Here is a 19,163-nt window from a genome sequence, read left to right as displayed (position 1 = left end):
CACCGCGCCCCGCCGGATCCGCGACGACGGAACCGGCGGGGCGCGGTCGTGGCACACCACCCGGTGACCGCCGGTTCCGTGGGCTCTCGCGTCGCCTCGGGTGTCAGCCGACGTGGACCCGCGGGCGGCGTTCGCGGTTGGACTCGGCCTCGCGGAGGATCTCGCGGGTGGTGGGGGCGACCTCGCCACGGCCGAGCAGGAAGAAGCGGAAGAAGTTGGCGAAGGGGTTGCCCTCGGTCCACTCGAAGTAGATGTGCGGGCGGACGCCGGTGAGGTCGCGGGCGTGGAGGAGGAGGGCCGCGAGGGCGTTGGGTACGGAGGAGCTCTCCACGGTGAGGACCCGGAAACGGTCGTGGAGGACCTCGCCCTTGACCGTCAGACCGGCCTCGAACTCGGAGGGGTCCGTGACGGTGACCTCGACGAAGACGAAGTCCTCCGTTCCGGGGATCTCGTTGTCGGCGCGGATCTGGTCCTTCTTCGCCCGGTACTCGTCGGAGTCACGGGCGCCCGGTTCGTTGGCGATGAAGCGGGGGGTGCGGCGTGAGATGTCCTGGATGAATCGTTCCGCCATCTCGTCGAGCTCGATGTGGGTGACGCGGAGCTCGAAGGCGCGGCCGAGCCGGGAGAGGAGCGAGATGAGGATGATGCCGGCGATGAAGCAGGCGCCGATCTTCACGCCGTCGGGGCGTTCGATGACGTTGACGACGGTGGTGTAGAGGAAGACGGCGGAGATGGCGCCGAAGCCGATGGTCCAGCCGCGCTGGCCGGCCTTGCGGGCGGCGATGGTCACGGCGATGGCGGCCGAGCAGATCAGGACGAGGACGCCGGTGGCGTAGGCGCCGCCCTGGGCGTCGACGTCGGCGTCGAAGATCCAGGTGACCAGGAACGCGACCAGGGTGAAGACGATGACCATGGGGCGTACGGCGCGGGCCCAGTGGGGTGCCATGCTGTACTTGGGCAGGTAGCGCGGCATCAGGTTGAGCAGGCCCGCCATGGCGGAGGCGCCGGCGAACCAGAGGATGGCGATGGTGGAGATGTCGTAGATGGTGCCGAAGGTGTTGCCGATGTATTCGTGGGCGAGGTAGGCGAGCGCGCGGCCGTTGGCCTGGCCGCCGGACTCGAATTCCTTCTCCGGGATGAGGACGGTGGTGATGAAGCTGGTGCAGATCAGGAAGACGCTCATGATGAGCGCGGCCGTGGTCAGCAGTTTCTTCGTGTCCCGGATGCGGCCGGCGGGCTTCTCCTCGGTGTCGCCCGGGTCGCCCTGGACGTGGGGCATGACGGCGACGCCGGTCTCGAAGCCGGACAGGCCGAGGGCGAGCTTGGGGAAGACGAGCAGGGCGACGCCGATCATGGCGAAGACGTTTCCGTGTTCGGCGGTCAGGGCGGCGGTCCAGTCGGTGACGACATGGCCCTCGGTGATCACGTGCCACAGGCCGTTGACCACGACGACCACGTTGAGGGCGAGATAGACGCCGACGAGGAAGACCGCGACGCCGATGGCCTCCAGGAAGCCCTTGAGGAACACCGCGCCGAGCAGCGCGATGAGGATCATGGTGATCAGAACCTGCTTGTCGTGCAGGGCCGATTCGAGATGCGGGTTCTCGACGAGGTGGGTGGAGGCGTCGGCGGCCGACAGGGTGATGGTGATGAGGAAGTCGGTCGCGGCGAAGCCCAGCAGGGTGAGGACGAAGAGCTTGCCCTTCCAGAAGGAAAGCAGGCGCGCCAGCATCGCGATCGAACCCTCGCCGCGCGGGCTCTCCTCCGCCACCCGCCGGTAGACGGGCAGCGCGCCGGCCAGGGTGACGATCACCAGGACGATCGTGGCCACGGGGGAGAGGAGCCCGGCGGCCAGGGCGGCGATGCCGGGCTGGTAGCCGAGGGTGGAGAAGTAGTCGACACCGGTCAGGCACATGACCCGCCACCAGGGCTGGCCCTTGTGGTCGCCGTCCGCCGACGGTTCCTTGGGCCGGGAGGGCTTGCCCTTCCCCATGTCGGAGAGGCCCTCCAGCATCCACGCCCGCAATCGGGTGAGGCGCGCGTCCGGTGTGGTGGCCATGGGGTTCTCCTGAGCTGGGCTGGATGAGGGGTATTCGTCCATACGTGTGGACGGCCGGGCCAGCGTAAGCAACGCGTCAACGACTGATCGGCGCGGGCGCGTCAGGAAAGCGTCAAGATGCGCCGGACGGGCTCGTTTCCGGCGCTCTCCGACCGACGGTGCCGGTCCGTGGCACGACTGTGGCCCGATGGGTCCCCCTCGGATGCTCGACGATCGGCGGTTCCTGGGCCCTGGTGTCAAAGACGATCGGCGGTTCCTGGGCCCTCGTGTCAAAGACGTGTGAAGAGAGCGGCACCCGGCGCAAAGAACGCGCCAGGAAGTGCGGGAACGACGCCTGGCGGGGGACACCCTGAGCGGACCTGAGTACGAAGGAGATCACTCGCATGTCCGCTCTGACCACCGAGAACGGGGCCGCGCCCGTCACCGAGGAGCCCCCGGACACCGCTGCCCGGCACAAGCTGACCGCTGTCACCGGCCTTGCCGCGCTGTCGCTCGACGCGATGGCCTCCGTGGCGTACGGGCCCGAGGCGATCGTCCTCGTTCTCGCTGCGGCCGGCGGGTACGGCCTCGGTTTCACCCTCCCGGTCACGCTGGCCATCGCGCTTCTGCTGGCCGTGCTCGTGGCCTCGTACCGGCAGGTCATCGCCGCCTTCCCGGACGGGGGCGGATCGTACGCGGTGGCCAAGACGCACCTGGGCCGCCGCACCAGCCTCGTGGCGGCCGGCTCGCTCGTCCTGGACTACGTCCTGAACGTGGCCGTGGCCGTGACGGCCGGCGTCGCCGCCCTCACGTCGGCGTTCCCCGAGCTGTACGGGGACCGCCTGTGGATCTGCCTGGCGGTCCTCGTCCTGATCACAGCCGTGAACCTGCGCGGGATCGTCGACTCGGCGCGCGCCTTCATCCTTCCGACCGCCGTCTTCATCGGGGCGATCCTGGTGGTGATCGTCGTCGGCCTGTTCCGTGACGCGCCGGTCTCCACGGCCGCCTCGGACGGTCACGCCTCCGTCCTCGCCGACAACGCCACCACCGTCGGCGCCCTGCTCCTGCTGAAAGCGTTCGCCTCCGGCTGCTCGGCGCTCACCGGTGTGGAGGCGATAGCGAACGCGGTGCCGTCGTTCCGCGCCCCCGCCGCCCGGCGGGCCATGCGCGCCGAGGTCGCGCTCGGCGCGCTGCTCGGTGTGATGCTGATCGGCCTGTCCGTACTGATCTCCCGCTTCGGCCTCCAGCCGGTCGAGGGCGTCACCGTCCTCGCCCAGCTGGCCGACGCCTCCCTCGGCCACAACTGGGCCTTCTACGTCGTCCAGTTCGCCACCATGGTGCTGCTCGCGCTCTCCGCGAACACCTCCTTCGGCGGTCTGCCCGTCCTGCTGAAGCTGCTCGCCCGCGACAACTACCTGCCGCACGTCTTCGGCCTCAAGGCCGACCGGCAGGTGCACCGGCACGGTGTGGTGTGGCTGGCCGTGGTGTCGGCGGCGCTCCTGGTGTTCTCCGGCGGTGACACCAACACCCTCGTCCCGCTCTTCGCGATCGGCGTCTTCATCGGCTTCACCATCGCCCAGACCGGCATGGTCCTGCACTGGCGCCGGGAACGGGGACCCAAGTGGGCGGCGAAGGCCCTGCTCAACGGTTTCGGCGCGGTCCTCACCGGCGTGTCGGCGGTGGTGGTCACCGCCACCAAGTTCCACGACGGCGCCTGGCTGATCGTCATCGCCCTGCCGGTCCTCGTCCTCGCTTTCGAGACCGTCCATCGCGCGTACGGAAGGATCGGCGAGCGTCTCGGCATCGGCCGGATCCCGGAGGCCCCGCACCGCGAGCGTTCCCTCGTCCTCGTCCCGGTCTCCTCCCTGACCCGCGTCACCAGCGAGGCCCTGACCGCCGCCGTCTCCCTCGGCGACGAGGTCCGCGCCCTCACCGTCTGCCACTCGGACGCCGAGGACCTGGCGGCCACCGAGGCCCTGGAACGGGACTGGGCCCTGTGGAACCCCGGCGTTCCTCTCGTACGGCTCCCCTCCGAGCGCCGCTCCCTCGGCCGGCCCATCACCGCCTACGTACGCGGCCTCGCGGCGAGCGAACCCGGCACCCGGGTCACGGTCCTCATCCCGGAGGCCGAACCCGAACGGCTCTGGCAGCGCGCCCTGCAGAACCAGCGGGGCGCGGTCGTCGCCCACGCCGTCCGCCGCGACACGAACGCCGTCGTCTGCCGGCTCCGCTTCCGCTGCTGACCGCGGCGTGACGGATCCCTCGTCGGAGATCCGTCGTCAGGGATCCGTCGTCAGGGATCCGTCAAAGTCCCCTCCGCCCGGTGCCCTCCACGCCGCACCGGGCGGAGGCTTGATGTGTCGGGGGAAGACAGGGGAGGGCCGGATCCTGCGAGGTGGGTCATGAAGCTTCCGGTGCGGGACACGACCGCCGTCGCCGCCGGAGCCCTGGCGCCGTTCGCCGCGGCCCTCGTGCTGCTGCCGCTGCGCACCTCCGTCACGCACACCAATCTCGCGCTGCTGCTCGTCGTCGTGGTCGTCGCCGTGTCGGCCTTCGGCAACCGGTTCGCCGGCGCCCTCGCCGCCCTGTCCGCCGCCGCGTGGTTCGACTTCTTCCACACCGAGCCGTACCAGAGCTTCCACATCCGGGACCGCGCCGACATCGAGACCGCCGTCCTGCTCCTGGTCGTCGGCCTGATCGTGTCCCAACTGGCCGCGCGCGGACGGACGATGCGGCGCGTCGCGGTGACGGACGCGACGCACCTGGAGAGACTGCACGGCACGACCAGGCTGGCCCGCTCCACCACGTCGTCCGACGACATCGTCCAACGGGTGAGGCAGGAGCTCATCGAGGTCCTCGAACTACGGGGGTGCCGTTTCGAGTACGGCACGCTCCTCGGCCGTCCGCCACGGCTCGACGCGGACGGGACGGTGAAGGTGGACGGCTGGATCTGGGACCTGGAGCGGCAGGGCTGGCCGGACGGCGAGATCGAGCTGCGGGTCATCGCGCACGGTCGCTACCAGGGCCGCTTCCTGATGACCCCCGCACCCGGCTCCGTACCCCCGCCGCTGGAGGCACGCCTCGTCGCCGTCGACCTGGCCGCTCAGGCCGCTGCCGCGCTCGACGAGGACGGGGTCAGCGCAGGCCGGAGATCGTGAAGACCGAGTGGGCCGTGTCCCGTTCGACGTGGCGCGCGAGCCGGTCGAGGTCCCGTACGCCGTGAAGGGTGCCGTTCTCGTGGGAGGCCCGTGCGTCGGCTTCGAGGAGGAGCCACAGGGCCGGGTTGGCGAGGAGGACGCGTACGTCGAGCCGGGCCCGGCCGCCGTCCGTGTCGGTCAGTACCAGACGCCGCTCGATTCCGTCCGGCCAGCTGAGGGTCGCCAGGCTGTCCGTGCGTACGGTCGTCCGGGTCCACAGGGTCCGGACGGTGAGCCGGCCCGGTGCCGCGCCGACCCTGGCGGGCAGCAGGACCACGAGGAGGACGACGGCCAGGGCGATCCACAGCAGCGCCGCAGGCAGGTGCAGACCGCCGTCGCAGGCGTCCACCGTCAGCGACACGGCCAGCAGGAGGCCGGCGCAGCCGACGGCGGCGCGGGCCTCACCGGCCCACGCGCTGTCCTGGACCGTGCGGCCGTAGGGCTCTGGCTGCGGGACGAATCGTGGCTCCATGCAGCGACGCTAGAACCGCTGCGTCACGCCGCCGGTCCGTCCTGACGCGGTTCCTACGCGGCCTTGCTCAACCTTGACGCATGGCTGACGGGTCCGGCCACGTGGTGGACGTACTCGTGGGTCAGCCGGAAGCCGGCGGTCCAGGCGAGGAGGCGGCTCGGGCGGTTGTCGCGGGAGCAGCTCCAGCTGGCGCGGTGGCCACGGGCCGCGATGTCGGCGGTCAGGCCGGCGACACAGGCCAGGGCCAGGTGCTGACGGCGTTCGCCGGGCGCGGTGGCGCAGGCGACGTCCTCGTACCGGCTGCCGAGGAAGCGGGAGCAGGCCACCGCCAGGACCCTGTCCTTGCGCAGGGCGATCCAGCCGAGGCCCGAGGCGGCGAGGGCGGCGGGCCCTGCCCAGCTCTCGTGGATCCAGGTCATGGCCGGGTCGAGCGCCCTGAGCGCCGGGGTGTCGTCGGGGGCGATTCTGCGCACGGTCACGCCACGGGGCGCGCGGGGCGCCACGGCCGGCACGCGGTGGACGTAGAGCATCCGCTCCCACGGGACGAGCTGCTCGAAGGCGGCACCGAGCACGGGGACGAAACGGCCCGGCGTCTCGACGTAGTGCCCGGCGAGCGGGGCCAGTTCGTCCGGAGTGACGGCGCTGGGGTCGCCGGCCAGGAGGGCGTGTCCGCCGCAGGTCACCGCCACGACGCGGGGCTCCCTGACGCGGTCGGTCCACCATTGGCCGTGGCCGGTGGTGAGGACGTGCTCGGCGAGGGCTCCGGTGCCGGGTGCGCCGGAGAGGAACACACGGGCGGGCGCCGGCGGCTGGTGGGACGCGTGCGGGATCACGGGCACCTCCTGGTGCGGGAAGGAAGCGGAAGAGGGGGCGGCCCGGCGCGGGCCGCCCCCGGGTTCAGCGGGCGCCGGCCCTGCGGCCGTGGTTCGCCTTCTTCTTGCGGCGGTCTTTCTTCTTGCGGGCGCGCTTGGACATGAGCGGTCCGGGTCCTTTCAGGAGTTCTGGCCGACGAGGAGGTCGGCGAGCTTGGTGAGGCGCTTGACGGTGCGGGCCTCGGAGGCGGCGGGCGCCGGGGCGACGCGCTGGTCGCGGTCGTAGTAGGCGCCGTTGACGATCTCCACGGCCGGGTCGCAGAGCCGTACGACATGGGCCGCGCCCTCGGCCGGCGCCACGCCCTCGTGGGCGTAGAGGGGAAGGAGGCTGGTGGTGCAGATGCCGGGGTGGACGGAGACGGCGGTGACGCGCGGGTCCGCGGCGAAGACGGTCAGGGCCAGCTGGGACTGGGCGTAGGCGGCGAGGCGCGAGTAGCGGCGCACCCGGTTGGGGTCGTTCCACTGGATGGAGCCGGTGCGGTGCAGGGAGGACGAGACGTTCACGACGCGGCCGCCGGTGCCGCCGGTGAGCGCGGGCTCCAGGAGGTGCGTGAGCAGGTAGTGGGCGAGGAAGTTGACCTGGAAGGCGATCTCGTTGCCGTCGGCCGTCACGGTGTGCCGCTCGGGCGCGGCCATGCCGGCGTTGTTGACGAGGACGTCGAGGCGCGGGTGCTCGGCCAGGACCCGGTGCGCGAGGTGCTCGACCTCCTCCAGGCGGGTGAAGTCCGCGCCGAGCGGGCAGAGCCGGGACCCGTCGACGTCGGCGAGGGTCACGAGCCGGTCGGTGGCGGCGTGGGCCTCTTCGGCGGTGCGGCCGTGGACGAGCACCGTGGCGCCGCGCTCGGCGAGCAGCCGCGCGGTCTGGTAGCCGATGCCGGAGGTGGCTCCGGTGACGAGAACGGTGCGTCCGGACAGGGAGGAAGACATGGTTCGTCCAGGGGTAGGTGAGGTGGTGGTACGAGAAAGGGGCGCCGGACCGGTACGGTCACGGCGCCCCGAGGCTGCGGAGCGGTCGTCAGCGGGAGGCGGACGGCTCCGGACAGCGGGGCGCGCGACACGGCGACGCCTGATGAGGCGGCCGGTCGAGCAGGAGCCACGCGCTGTTCATGATGTCCATCGAACCGCCGCCGGAGGCCCCGGACAAGGAGAACGGTATTTCCCTTACGTCCCCCTGACGAAGGTTCATCCCAGGCCGGGAACGGCGGAGACGAGCAGGTCGATGGCCTTGATGCCGAGGAAGGGCAGCACGAGTCCGCCGAGGCCGTACACCAGGAGATTGCGGCGCAGCAGGTCGTGCGCGGAGGCGGGCCGGTAGCGGACGCCGCGCAGGGCCAGGGGGATCAGGGCCACGATGATCAGGGCGTTGAAGATGATGGCCGAGGTGATGGCCGAGGTGGGGCTGTGGAGCCCCATGATGTTCAGGGCTTCCAGGCCCGGATAGGCGCCCGTGAACATGGCCGGGATGATGGCGAAGTACTTCGCGACGTCGTTCGTGATCGAGAAGGTCGTCAACGCGCCTCGGGTGATGAGGAGTTGCTTGCCGATCTCGACGATCTCGATGAGCTTGGTCGGGTTGGAGTCGAGGTCGACCATGTTGCCGGCCTCCTTCGCGGCGGACGTGCCCGTGTTCATCGCCACGCCGACGTCGGCCTGCGCGAGCGCGGGCGCGTCGTTGGTGCCGTCGCCGGTCATCGCGACGAGCTTCCCGCCCTCCTGTTCCTTCCTGATGAGGGCGAGCTTGTCCTCGGGGGTGGCTTCGGCGAGGTAGTCGTCGACCCCGGCCTCGTGCGCGATGGCGCGCGCGGTCAGCGGGTTGTCGCCGGTGATCATGACCGTACGGATGCCCATGCGGCGCAGTTCCGCGAACCGTTCCCTGATGCCGTCCTTGACGACGTCCTTGAGGTGGACGATGCCGAGGACACGAGGGCCGTCCCAGTCGTTGACGGCGACGAGGAGCGGAGTTCCGCCGCCGGCCGCGATCTGGTCGCTCCACGCCCGTGCCTCGCCGGGCACCCGCCCGCCGTACATCTCGACCCAGGCGATGACCTGGGCCGTCGCGCCCTTGCGGAGGTGGCAGACGGCCCCGTTGTCCCAGCGCAGGTCGATGCCGCTCATCCGGGTCTGGGCGCTGAACTCCACGAACCGGGCGTTCGCGAGCTCGCCCTCGGCCGGGGCCCGCAGCCCGTACCGCTCCTTCGCCAGCACCACCACGGACCGGCCCTCGGGCGTCTCGTCGGCGAGCGAGGCCAGCTGCGCGGCGTTCGCGAGCTGGGCCTCCTCGATCCCCGGCAGCGGGACGAAGTCGGCCGCCTCCCGGTTGCCGAGGGTGATGGTGCCGGTCTTGTCGAGGAGGAGGGTGTTGATGTCGCCCGCGGCTTCGACGGCGCGTCCCGACATCGCGAGGACGTTGCGCTGCACGAGCCGGTCCATGCCGGCGATGCCGATCGCGGAGAGCAGAGCGCCGATGGTCGTCGGGATCAGGGTCACGAGCAGGGCGACGAGGACGGTGGTGGAGGGAGCGGCGCCGGCATAGGTGGCCATGGGCTGGATCGCGACGACGACCAGGACGAAGACGACGGTGAGCGCGCCGAGCAGGATGTTCAGCGCGATCTCGTTCGGCGTCTTCTGCCGGGAGGCGCCCTCGATCAGGGCGATCATCCGGTCCATGAAGGAGTGACCGGGGCGGGAGGTGACCCGTACGACGATCCGGTCCGACAGCACCGTCGTACCGCCGGTCACTCCCGTCCGGTCGCCGCCGGACTCACGGATGACCGGGGCGGACTCGCCGGTGACGGCGGACTCGTCGACCGCCGCGACCCCGTCGACGACGTCGCCGTCCGCCGGGATCAGTTCGCCCGCCTCGACGAGCACGAAGTCGAACAGCCGGAGGTCGGTGGCGGCCACGGCCTCGGTCTCGGCCCGGTCGAGGTCCGTGCCGTAGCGCCAGTGCCTCAGCCGCAGCGCCACCGTGTCCGTCCGCGCCCTGCGCAGTGACTCGGCCTGCGCCTTGCCCCGGCCTTCCGCCACGGCCTCGGCGAGGTTGGCGAAGATCACCGTCAGCCACAGCCAGACGCTGATCACCCAGGTGAACACGGACGGGTTGAAGACCGCCGACAGCGTCGTGAGGACCGATCCGACCCCGACGACGAACAGCACCGGATTGCGCACCAGGGCCCGTGGGTGCATCTTGCGCACCGCCTCCGGGAAGCACTTCACGAGCTGTACGGGGTCGAGCAGCTCGCTCCGTTCGGCGCGCCGTCGCTTCGGCGCGGGGGCCGGGAAGCGGGGCGGCGCCTGCGGGGCGGACGGCGTCGGGGGAGCGGAGGGCGCCCGGTGGGGCGCGCGGGAATGCATCGCGGAAGACCTTCTGGATGAGCCCGGCCCCGCCCGATCGGCGCCGGCCGGGAGAGCACGGCAGGGCCGTCCTCGTCCGCGTCCCGTGGGCGCACAGGGAGTCCCGGCAGGCGTGATCCCCGGCGCCCACAGGACGGCTGCGGACGGACAGCGACGCTCGTGGTGCGGGGGCACGGCAGCCGGATGGGAGGGGGTGCCGTGCCCCCGCGGTCCGGGGACGATCAGGCCACTGACGTCCGCGGCCCGGTGAGCGACCGAGAAGAAAACTAGGCCCCCGGCGCGGCGCGAGCATCATCGGAACGCCCGAATTGACGGCCCCCTGACGGACGTTGGCCCCGGCCGTCAAGGTCCCGTCAAATCGGAACGCAAGGGCGTCAGGGCCGCGTCAACGCCGCCGGACCGTGGCCGAAACGAGCCACAGACTCCTCACCACGGGGGATCGGACAACCGTCCGAGGTGTGAAGGTGGGAGGGAAGCGTGGTTACCACTGCAGGTAGCACGCACGGTCCGGAAACGACGGCCCGGAGCGTCACCACCACACCCAGGGCGGCTGTACGAGGGGTGGGCCGGCCCGGTCCGCGACCACGAGGGGGTCGCGGACCGGACGGCCCGTCCGCCGGCGGCATCGTCCGGCGCCTGGCCCACCGCCTCCTCACGGCACGGCGCGGCGCCTGGAGCACCGTGCCCGCCCGCCTGCGGCTGCTGGGTGCGGCGATGCTGCTGCTCACCGCAGCCTGCGCCGCGCTGATGACCACGGCCGGATTCGCCGCCTCGGACACCTGGAGCGCCGTCACCGGCCACCACGCCCCGCGCACCGTCAGCGCGACCGGCCTCAACCTCGCCCTCAACGACATGGACGCCCAGGCCGTCAACTCCCTCCTCGCGAACGGCGACGCGGGCCAGGGCCGGATGACCGTCCCGTACGACAAGGCCATCCAGCTGTACGACGCGGCGCGCGAGGCCGTCAGCCGCGATCTGCGGACCCTCGGCGTGGCCGCGGACGGCGACGCCGACGCCGAGCACACCGTCGAGCGCGTCACCGCCGACTTCGCCCGGTACCAGGAGTTCATCGGACGCGCCCTGGAGAGCGACACCCGCACCGGCGGCAGACCGGACGCCGTCGAGAACTACCGCACGGCCAACGACCTGCTCACCCAGCGGCTCCTGCCCGAGGCCCGCGACCTCGTCGACAGCACCAACCGCCAGTTCGAGGACGCCTACGAGGCCGAACGGTCCGATCTCGGCACACAAGGGGCCCTGCTCACCGCCCTGGGAGCGACCCTCCTCGCGGTACTGGTCCTGCTCCAGTGGTACCTCGCGCGCCGCTTCCACCGCATGCTCAACCCCGGCCTGCTCGCCGCCACCGCCTGCGCACTCCTCGCCGTCGTCCTCGGCTCCCAGGCGCTCACCACCACCTCCGAGGACCTGAGGGTCGCCCGCCACGACGCCTTCGACTCCGTCGTCGCGCTCTCCCGCGCCCGGGCCGTCGCCTACGACGCCAACGCCGACGAGAGCCGCTACCTCCTCGACCGGGACCACCGCGCCGCCCACGAGGCGGACTTCCTCGCCAAGTCGCAGAGCCTGTACGGCATGACGGGCGCCGACCTCCCCTCGTACGCGTCACGGCTGGCCGACACCTGGAAGGCGTACCGGACGGACCACGAGGACAAGCGGTTCACCGGCGAGTTCCGGCGCGAACTCGACAACATCACCTTCCCCGGGGAGCGGGCCGCCGCCGAACGCACCGTCGAGGCGTACGCGGTGTACCAGCGGGACGACCGCACCATCCGGTCCCTCGTCGCCGCGGGCAGGGAGAAGGAGGCCGTCGCCTTCTGCATCAGCTGGGAGCCGGGCAGGTCCAACGCCCACTTCGGCGCATGGATGAAGGCCCTCGACGAGGTCACGGCCGTCAACAGCCGGGCCTTCGACGCGGCCGCCGACGACGGCAGGAACGCCCTCACCGGGCGCCTGCCCTGGGCGGTCGGAGGCCTGCTCGCGGCCGCGGCCCTGGCCGCCCTGGGGCTGCGTCCGCGGCTCGCCGAGTTCCGCTGACCGCCGCAGCTTCAGCGGCTATGGGCTTGCGTCCGCGTCCCGCCGAGTTCCGCCGACCGCCGCTGGGCCTGCGTCCGCGTCCCGCCGAGTTCCGCCGACCGAATCCCCCGAACGAGCGGCTCCGCGCCAAGGAACCGCCAAGACGCCGTCAGCGTGCGGCGGCACCCCGCAAGGGACCCGTCAAAGTGCTCGTACGCGCGCCGCGCACGGGGTTTCCTCACCAGAAGACACCCGCAGGAACTCACCAGGGAGTGACGCGCTCATGAGCGTGGAGAACGTGGTCGGCCTGATCGTCGCCTTCAGCATCGTCGGCTATCTCGTGGCCGCACTGATCCGCCCGGAGAAGTTCTGAACCTGCCCGCGCCGTCGGGGCCCGTCGACCCGGAAGCCCGTCCGGGGAGGCTCAAGGTCTTCGTCGGTGCCGCCGCAGGGGTCGGCAAGACCTACCGCATGCTGGACGAGGGCCGGCGCAGAGCCGCGCGCGGCGCCGACGTGGTCGTCGGCGTCGCCGACTGCCGCCGCCGCCCGCACACCGAGGCGATGCTCGCCGGCCTGGAGCACCTGGAGCCCGCACGCGCCGTCCACGACGACCGCGTCCGTCCCGAGTTCGACCTCGACCGGGCCCTGCGGCGCGGACCCGCCCTGATCCTCGTCGACGACCTCGCCCACACCAATCCGCCGGGGCACCGCAACGCGCACCGCTGGCAGGACGTCGCGGAACTGCTCGCCGCCGGCATCGACGTCGCGACCACGGTCAACGTCCAGCACCTGGAGTCGCTGAGCGACGTCGTCGAGAAGATCACCGGGGTGCCACAGGGCGAGACGGTGCCCGACGGGGTGGTCCGCGGGGCCGATCAGATCGAGCTCGTGGACATGGACCCGCAGGAGCTGCGGCGCCGGATGGCCCACGGCAACATCCACCCCCCTGAGGACGTCGACGCGGCCCTCGCCAGCTACTTCCGTACGGGCAACCTCATCGCGCTGCGCGAGCTGGCCCTCCTGTGGGTGGCCGACCGGGTCGACGAGGCCCTGCGCACGTACCGTTCCGAGCGTGGCATCGGCGGCGTCTGGGAGATACGCGAACGGATCGTCGTGGCCCTCACCGGCGGGCCCGAGGGCGACACCCTGATCCGGCGCGCGAGCCGCATCGCCGCCCGGACGGCGCAGGGCAGGCTCCTCGCCGTGCACGTCGTCCGCAGCGACGGCCTGGCGGCCGGCACCTCCTCCGCGGCCCTCGGCCGTCAGAGACGGCTCGCCGAGAGCCTCGGCGGGACGTATCACACGGTTGTCGGGGACGAGGTGCCCACGGCCCTGGTGGAGTTCGCCCGCGCCGAGAACGCCACCCAACTGGTGCTCGGCACCAGCCGCCGCGGCCGTCTCGAACGCTTCCTGACGGGCCGGGGCATCGGCGAGACGACCGTCGCGCTCTCCGGGGACATCGACGTCCACACCGTCACCCATGAACGGGCGGGCCACGGCCGACTGCTTCCCACCCGCCGCCCCACGCTGCCGGTCTCGCGCCGGATCGCCGGGCCGCTCGCGGGGCTCGTCCTGCCGGTCCTGCTCACCCTGCTCCTCGACCACACACGAGGCGTGTTCAACCTGACCAGCGAGGCCCTGCTCTTCCTCGCCACCGTGGTCGGCGTGGCCTGTATCGGCGGGGTCGTCTCGGCGCTCGTCGCCGCCGTCACCGCGTCGCTCCTGCTCAACTACTGGTTCATCCCACCCGTGGGCGCCTTCACCTTCGCCGACGCGGACAACATGCTGGCCCTCGCGGTGTTCGTCCTGGTCGCCGCCGTCATCGCCGGAGCCGTCGACCGTTCCCTCCGCCTGTCCAGACGGGCGGCCCGGGCCACCGCCGAGGCCGAGACCCTGTCCTCGCTCGCCGGCTCGGTCGTACGGGGTGACCACACCGTGCCGGAACTCCTCGCCCGTACGCGGGAGATCTTCGGCGCCGAATCCGCCGAACTCGTGCCCGCCGCACACCTCACCGCCGCGCACGCCGGCGACCCCGGCGTCAGCCAAGTCGCGGTCGGTGACGGCCACTTCCTCGTCCTGCGCGGCCGGACCCTGCCGTCCTCCGACCGCCGCGTCCTGGCCGCCTTCGCCGCCCACGTCACCGCGGCCGCCGAACACGCCCGGCTCGCCGAGGCCGCGGCCGAGGTGGAGCCCGTACGGGCCGCCGACCGGATGCGCACGGCGCTCCTCGCCGCCGTCAGCCACGACCTGCGCACCCCGCTCGCCGCCGGATGGGCGGCCGTCGCCTCCCTGCGCAGCACCGACGTCGAGTTCACCCCGGACGAGCGCGAGGAACTGCTCGCCACCGCCGACGAGTCCATGGCCCGACTGGCCCGGCTCATCGACAACCTGCTCGACATGAGCCGCCTCCAGGCAGGCGCCCTGAAGCTCTCGCTCCGCCCCACAGCCCTGGAAGAGGTCCTGCCGGCCGCCCTCGACACCCTGCCCTCCGACGCGCCCCGACCCGTCCTGCACGGCTTCGAGCAGGCCCCACCGGTCTTCGCCGACCCGCCCCTGCTCGAACGGGTGATCGCCAACCTCGTCGGAAACGCCAGCCGTCACGCACCACCGGCCCACCCCGTCCTGCTCACCGTGAGCGCACTCGCCGGCCGGGTGGAGCTGAGGGTCGTCGACCGCGGCCCCGGGCTCCCGCCCGGCGACCGGGAGCGGGTCTTCGAGCCGTTCCAGCGCCTGGGCGACACCGACAACACCACGGGCGTCGGCCTCGGCCTCGCCCTCGCCCGCGGCCTCACCGAGGCCATGTCCGGCACCCTGACCCCGGAGGACACCCCGGGCGGCGGCCTGACCATGGTCGTCTCGCTGCCGTGCGCGGCGTGAGAAGGCCGTGAAGGAGGCTTCCCGGCGATCCTGACGCGACCTTGACGCCGAACCCTCGTACGAAGGAGGACGTGACGGGCTGCGTTCGGCAGGGTTGCCGGATGTGACGTCAACGCTCCATCTCCGTATGCCACTTGGGCAGCGCTCCCAGCACATGGTGATCTGTGGGGACGACGGTCTCGCCCACCGCCTCGCCGTCGAACTCGACGCCGTCTGCGGCGAGGCGGTCACCGTCGTCCTCCCCTCACGACGCGACCAGCACGGCGCCGACATCGCCGCCCTGCACAGAGACCCGCGCTCCCCGATCGAACTGATCGTGGCCCCCGCCCCCGACGAGCGGACACTCCGGGCCGCGGGCGTCGAGCGCGCCGCAGCGCTCGCCCTCACCTACGCCGACGACCAGGTGAACATGACGGCCGCGCTCCTGGCCCGCGGTCTCAATCCCTCCATACGCCTCGTCATCCGCATGTACCACCGCGAGCGGGGCCGGCACCTGGAACGGCTTCTGGACCGGGCGGCGGGGGTACAGGGGGAGTCGGACGCCTCGACCACCGTCCTCTCCGACAGCGACACGGCCGTCCCCGAACTGGTCGCCGCAGCCGCCGTCGGCGAGGGCCACACCCTCCAGGTCGAGGGGAAGGTGTTCCGCGGCGTCGTGCGGGCCGCCGGAACCTCGCCGCACGCCGCGGACCTCGCCACGCTCGCCATCCTGTCCGGCGCGCACGAGGACGACCCGGCAAGCGAGGACAGCGCCGAGACCACGGGCAGCGGGGGCACCCAGCTGCTGCCCGACACCCGGACCGCGGACCGCCGTCAGTTCACCCACGGCCGCCTCATGCTCGAAGAGGTCACCCACCACCATGCGCCGAGGGCCCCGGACGACCGGAGCGGCAGCGGCACGTGGCTGCGCGGACGCCTCTCGCATCTTCCCTGGAAGGTGTTCCTCGCCCGGGAGGTCCTCGCCGTCTTCGGCGTACTCGCCGCGATCGTCGTCGTCCTCTCCGTCGCCACCTGGCTGGCGGAGGACGGCCCGCTGTGGCGAGCCGTCTATCTGCCGCTCCTGGACATCTTCACCATGGGTGATCCCGCCACCGGCGACGACGAGACCGCCGCACGGCGGATGCTCCAGCTCATCGCAGGCTTCGTCGGGCTCGCCATCCTGCCGCTGGTGGTCGCCGCGACCATGAACGCCACCGAGGCCTTCCGCACCGGCTCGGCGAACCAGCCACCCGCCCCGGAGATGGCCGACCACATCGTCCTCGTCGGCCTCGGGAAGATCGGCACCCGCGTCCTCGCCCGCCTGCGCACCACCGACCACAAGGTCGTCGTCATCGAGCGCGACCCGGCGGCGCGCGGCGTCGCCTATGCCCGGGAGCTGGGCGTTCCCCTCCTCCTTGAGGACGCGACCGCGCCCGGAGTCCTCGAACAGGCCAGGATCCGGCACAGCAAATCCCTGCTCGTCGTCACACACGGTGACGGGGAGAACCTGGACATCGCGATGGCGGCGCGGGAGGCCAACCCGGCGATCCGCGTGGTCATGCGCCTGTACGACGACGACTTCGCCGCCACCGTCTCCGCGACCATGCGTGCCTCGTACCCCGACGCCCTCACCCGCAGCCGCAGCGTATCCGCCCTCGCCGCGCCCGCGTTCGCCGCCGCGATGATGGGGCGGCACGTCCTGGGCGTGATGCCGGTCGAGCGAGGCTCGCTGCTCTTCACCGTCGTCGACGTGGCGGGCCACCCGGAGCTGGAGGGGCGCTCGGTCCACGAGGCGTTCCGGGAGAACGAATGGCGGGTCCTCGCGGTAGGAGCGGGGGGCCTGCCGCCGATGGCCGCCGGGGACACCCTGGCGGGCTTCCGCCCGGAACGACCTACCGGTTTCGACTGGCGTCCGGTGCACGGCCGCGTGCTGCGCGCGGGTGACCGCGTCGTCCTGGCGACGAGCCGGCAGGGCCTGGACGTCCTCATGTCCGGGGTCCAACCGCACCCGCCGGGGCGCAGACGCGAACGGGCGGGGGAGTGACCTGGTTCCGCGTCGGGAGCCAGGGAGCCGTACGAGAGGCGTCAAGACGGCGCTGCGGGGCGTAAGAGGGCCGTTAACGAGAGCCGATCCGTGGCCGAAGGGCGATTTCCTCATCTCGTCCGAGAATCCGTTCTTCCTTCTTCCTTCATCCGGGAGCTCACGATGGCCGACGTGGCCTTCGTCGTCACCACGATCGCGGTCTTCGCGCTGGTGGCCTTCATCGCCAAGGGGGTGGCCAAGCTGTGACTGCCGAGAACATCGTCGGTCTGGTGGTCGCCGCCGGCCTGCTGGCCTATCTCGTCCTCGCCCTCGTCAAGCCGGAGAGGTTCTGAGTACGGATATGAGTCCCGTTCTGGCTGGAACCCTCCAGCTCCTCGCCCTCGTCGTCGCTCTCGGTCTCTCCTACCGGCCGCTCGGTGACTACATGGCCAAGGTCTACTCCTCGGAGAAGCACTACCGGCCCGAGAAGTGGATCTACAAGGCGATCGGTGCGAACCCGAACGTCGAGATGCGCTGGCCGGCGTACCTGCGCGGCGTGCTGGCCTTCTCCGCCGTGAGCGTCCTCTTCTTGTACCTGCTGCAGCGGGTGCAGGGCTCGCTGCCCGGCTCGCTGGGCTTCGTGTCGATCGATCCGGACCAGGCGTTCAACACGGCCGCCTCGTTCGTGGCGAACACCAACTGGCAGTCGTACTACGGCGAGCAGGCCATGGGCCACGTCGTGCAGACCGGCGGCCTGGCGGTGCAGAACTTCGTGTCGGCGGCGGTGGGCATCGCGGTGGCGGTGGCCCTGGTGCGTGGCCTCGCCCGGTCCCGTACCGGTGAGCTGGGCAACTTCTGGGCCGACCTGGTGCGGGGCACCGTCCGGATCCTGCTGCCGATCTCGGTGATCGGCGCACTGGTGCTGGTGGCCTGCGGTGCGATCCAGAACTTCTCCGGCATCCACGAGGTCGGGCAGTTCGCGGGCGGCTCGCAGCAGTGGAACGGCGGGGCGGTGGCCTCGCAGGAGGTCATCAAGGAGCTGGGCACGAACGGCGGCGGCTACTTCAACGCCAACTCGGCCCACCCCTTCGAGAACCCCAACGGGCTGTCGAACCTGTTCGAGATCTACCTGATCCTCGTCATCCCGTTCGCGCTGACGCGGACCTTCGGCCGGATGGTCGGCTCGATCAAGCAGGGGTACGCGATCCTCGGCACGATGGCGGCCATCTGGGTCGGCTTCACCGCGCTGATGATGTGGACCGAGTTCGCGCACAACGGCCCGGCCTTCGACCTGGCCGGCGGGGCGATGGAGGGCAAGGAGACCCGGTTCGGGATCGGCGGCTCGTCGATCTTCGCGGTGGCCACGACGCTGACGTCGACCGGTGCGGTGAACTCCTTCCACTCCTCGTACACCGGTTTCGGCGGCGGGATCACGATGCTGGGCATGCAGCTCGGCGAGATCGCGCCCGGCGGTGTCGGCTCCGGCCTGTACGGCATGCTGATCATGGCGATCATCGCGGTGTTCATCGCCGGACTGATGGTCGGCCGCACGCCCGAGTACCTGGGCAAGAAGATCGGCACCCGCGAGATCAAGTTCGCCGCGCTGTACATCCTGATCACCCCGGCCCTGGTGCTGTGCTTCACGGCGGCCTCGTTCGTCCTGGACACCCCGTCGCACTCGATGACCAACTCCGGCGCGCACGGCTTCTCCGAGATCCTCTACGCGTACACGTCCGGTGCGAACAACAACGGTTCCGCCTTCGCGGGTCTGAACGCCGACACCCAGTGGTTCAACTCGACCATCGGCATCGCGATGCTGCTCGGCCGCTTCCTGCCGATGGTGTTCGTCCTCGCGCTCGCCGGGTCGCTGGCGGAGCAGACGCCCGTACCGGAGACCGCGGGCACCCTGCGCACCGAGAAGCCGCTGTTCACCGGTCTTCTCGTCGGCACGATCGTGATCATCACCGGTCTCACCTACTTCCCGGCCCTCGCTCTGGGACCGCTCGCCGAAGGGCTCGCGGCATGACCAACGACCTGAAGAAGCACGAGGACGACATGTCCACCACGACGACTGCCCCCAAGGCGCCCCACGGCGACCTGTCCGGGGGGCACCACGCCCCGGGGAGGATCGGCGGGGGACTCTTCGACCCCAAGCAGCTCATCAAGTCTTTCCCCGATGCTCTGCGCAAGCTCGACCCGCGCGTGATGGTCAAGTCGCCGGTGATGTTCGTGGTGCTCGTCGGCTCGGTCGTCACGACCGTGCTGGCGGTGAAGAACCCGGGGGACTGGTTCGGCTGGGCGATCACCGCCTGGCTGTGGC

15 protein-coding genes and 1 pseudogene are annotated in these 19,163 nt (G+C 71.5%); 10 read left to right on the top strand and 6 right to left on the bottom strand.

What is annotated here, in order from left to right; all coding sequences use genetic code 11:
- Positions 1-103: 103 nt before the first annotated feature.
- The gene (locus ACWGN5_RS21525; protein ID WP_453517486.1) at positions 104-2,059 is read right to left on the bottom strand and encodes an amino acid transporter; all 1,956 of its coding nucleotides are present in this window, start codon (positions 2,057-2,059) and stop codon (positions 104-106) included.
- Positions 2,060-2,442: 383 nt separating this feature from the next.
- Between ACWGN5_RS21525 and ACWGN5_RS21520 the strand changes: the two genes are divergently transcribed.
- A complete protein-coding gene (locus ACWGN5_RS21520) occupies positions 2,443-4,281 on the top strand; it encodes an APC family permease (protein WP_453517485.1) in 1,839 nt (612 codons plus the stop codon).
- A gap of 159 nt (positions 4,282-4,440) precedes the next feature.
- A complete protein-coding gene (locus ACWGN5_RS21515; RefSeq protein ID WP_453517482.1) occupies positions 4,441-5,196 on the top strand; it encodes a DUF4118 domain-containing protein in 756 nt (251 codons plus the stop codon).
- Here ACWGN5_RS21515 and ACWGN5_RS21510 read toward each other — a convergent pair.
- The 5 genes from ACWGN5_RS21510 to kdpB form a co-directional block, all read right to left on the bottom strand.
- Positions 5,174-5,707 (bottom strand): hypothetical protein, encoded by a 534-nt coding sequence (locus ACWGN5_RS21510; protein ID WP_453517479.1) that lies wholly within the window; start codon positions 5,705-5,707, stop codon positions 5,174-5,176. The two genes, ACWGN5_RS21515 and ACWGN5_RS21510, sit on opposite strands and share 23 nt — an antisense overlap.
- Positions 5,708-5,760: 53 nt before the next feature.
- The gene (locus ACWGN5_RS21505; RefSeq protein ID WP_453517477.1) at positions 5,761-6,540 is read right to left on the bottom strand and encodes a GNAT family N-acetyltransferase; all 780 of its coding nucleotides are present in this window, start codon (positions 6,538-6,540) and stop codon (positions 5,761-5,763) included.
- A 64-nt stretch (positions 6,541-6,604) separates the two neighbouring features.
- On the bottom strand, positions 6,605-6,682 hold the full coding sequence (locus ACWGN5_RS21500; RefSeq protein WP_371637667.1) for a 50S ribosomal protein bL37: 78 nt from the start codon (positions 6,680-6,682) through the stop codon (positions 6,605-6,607).
- A gap of 17 nt (positions 6,683-6,699) precedes the next feature.
- Positions 6,700-7,506, bottom strand: coding sequence for an SDR family NAD(P)-dependent oxidoreductase (locus ACWGN5_RS21495; RefSeq protein ID WP_453517474.1), 807 nt, complete (start codon positions 7,504-7,506; stop codon positions 6,700-6,702).
- A gap of 255 nt (positions 7,507-7,761) precedes the next feature.
- Positions 7,762-9,933, bottom strand: a complete 2,172-nt coding sequence (gene kdpB, locus ACWGN5_RS21490; protein ID WP_453517471.1) for a potassium-transporting ATPase subunit KdpB — start codon at positions 9,931-9,933, stop codon at positions 7,762-7,764.
- A 681-nt stretch (positions 9,934-10,614) separates the two neighbouring features.
- Here kdpB and ACWGN5_RS21485 point away from each other — a divergent pair.
- The 8 genes and pseudogenes from ACWGN5_RS21485 to ACWGN5_RS21450 all read left to right on the top strand — a co-directional run.
- On the top strand, positions 10,615-11,985 hold the full coding sequence (locus ACWGN5_RS21485) for a hypothetical protein (RefSeq protein WP_453517468.1): 1,371 nt from the start codon (positions 10,615-10,617) through the stop codon (positions 11,983-11,985).
- Positions 11,986-12,247: 262 nt separating this feature from the next.
- Entirely contained in the window at positions 12,248-12,337 is a 90-nt protein-coding gene (kdpF, locus tag ACWGN5_RS21480) for a K(+)-transporting ATPase subunit F (protein ID WP_453517465.1), read from the top strand.
- Between the two features lie 98 nt (positions 12,338-12,435).
- Positions 12,436-14,841 carry an ATP-binding protein gene (locus ACWGN5_RS21475; protein WP_453517462.1) on the top strand — a complete coding sequence of 802 codons (2,406 nt, stop codon included), beginning with the start codon at positions 12,436-12,438 and terminating at the stop codon, positions 14,839-14,841.
- A gap of 127 nt (positions 14,842-14,968) precedes the next feature.
- The gene (locus ACWGN5_RS21470) at positions 14,969-16,864 is read left to right on the top strand and encodes an NAD-binding protein (protein ID WP_453517460.1); all 1,896 of its coding nucleotides are present in this window, start codon (positions 14,969-14,971) and stop codon (positions 16,862-16,864) included.
- A gap of 90 nt (positions 16,865-16,954) precedes the next feature.
- Positions 16,955-17,110 carry a hypothetical protein gene (locus tag ACWGN5_RS21465; RefSeq protein ID WP_453517457.1) on the top strand — a complete coding sequence of 52 codons (156 nt, stop codon included), beginning with the start codon at positions 16,955-16,957 and terminating at the stop codon, positions 17,108-17,110.
- Entirely contained in the window at positions 17,107-17,196 is a 90-nt protein-coding gene (gene kdpF / locus ACWGN5_RS21460) for a K(+)-transporting ATPase subunit F (RefSeq protein WP_453517455.1), read from the top strand. The genes ACWGN5_RS21465 and kdpF (ACWGN5_RS21460) overlap by 4 nt, the downstream gene beginning before the upstream one ends.
- A gap of 8 nt (positions 17,197-17,204) precedes the next feature.
- A complete protein-coding gene (kdpA, locus tag ACWGN5_RS21455; RefSeq protein WP_453517452.1) occupies positions 17,205-18,869 on the top strand; it encodes a potassium-transporting ATPase subunit KdpA in 1,665 nt (554 codons plus the stop codon).
- Positions 18,866-19,163: pseudogene (locus ACWGN5_RS21450) on the top strand (potassium-transporting ATPase subunit B); the annotation flags it as partial. The gene kdpA and the pseudogene ACWGN5_RS21450, both read left to right, overlap by 4 nt.

It is taken from the genome of Streptomyces sp. NPDC055815, from assembly GCF_053616475.1.
The sequence above is the reverse complement of the archived record's forward strand: the minus strand, read 5'-3'. Positions and strand labels throughout refer to the sequence as shown.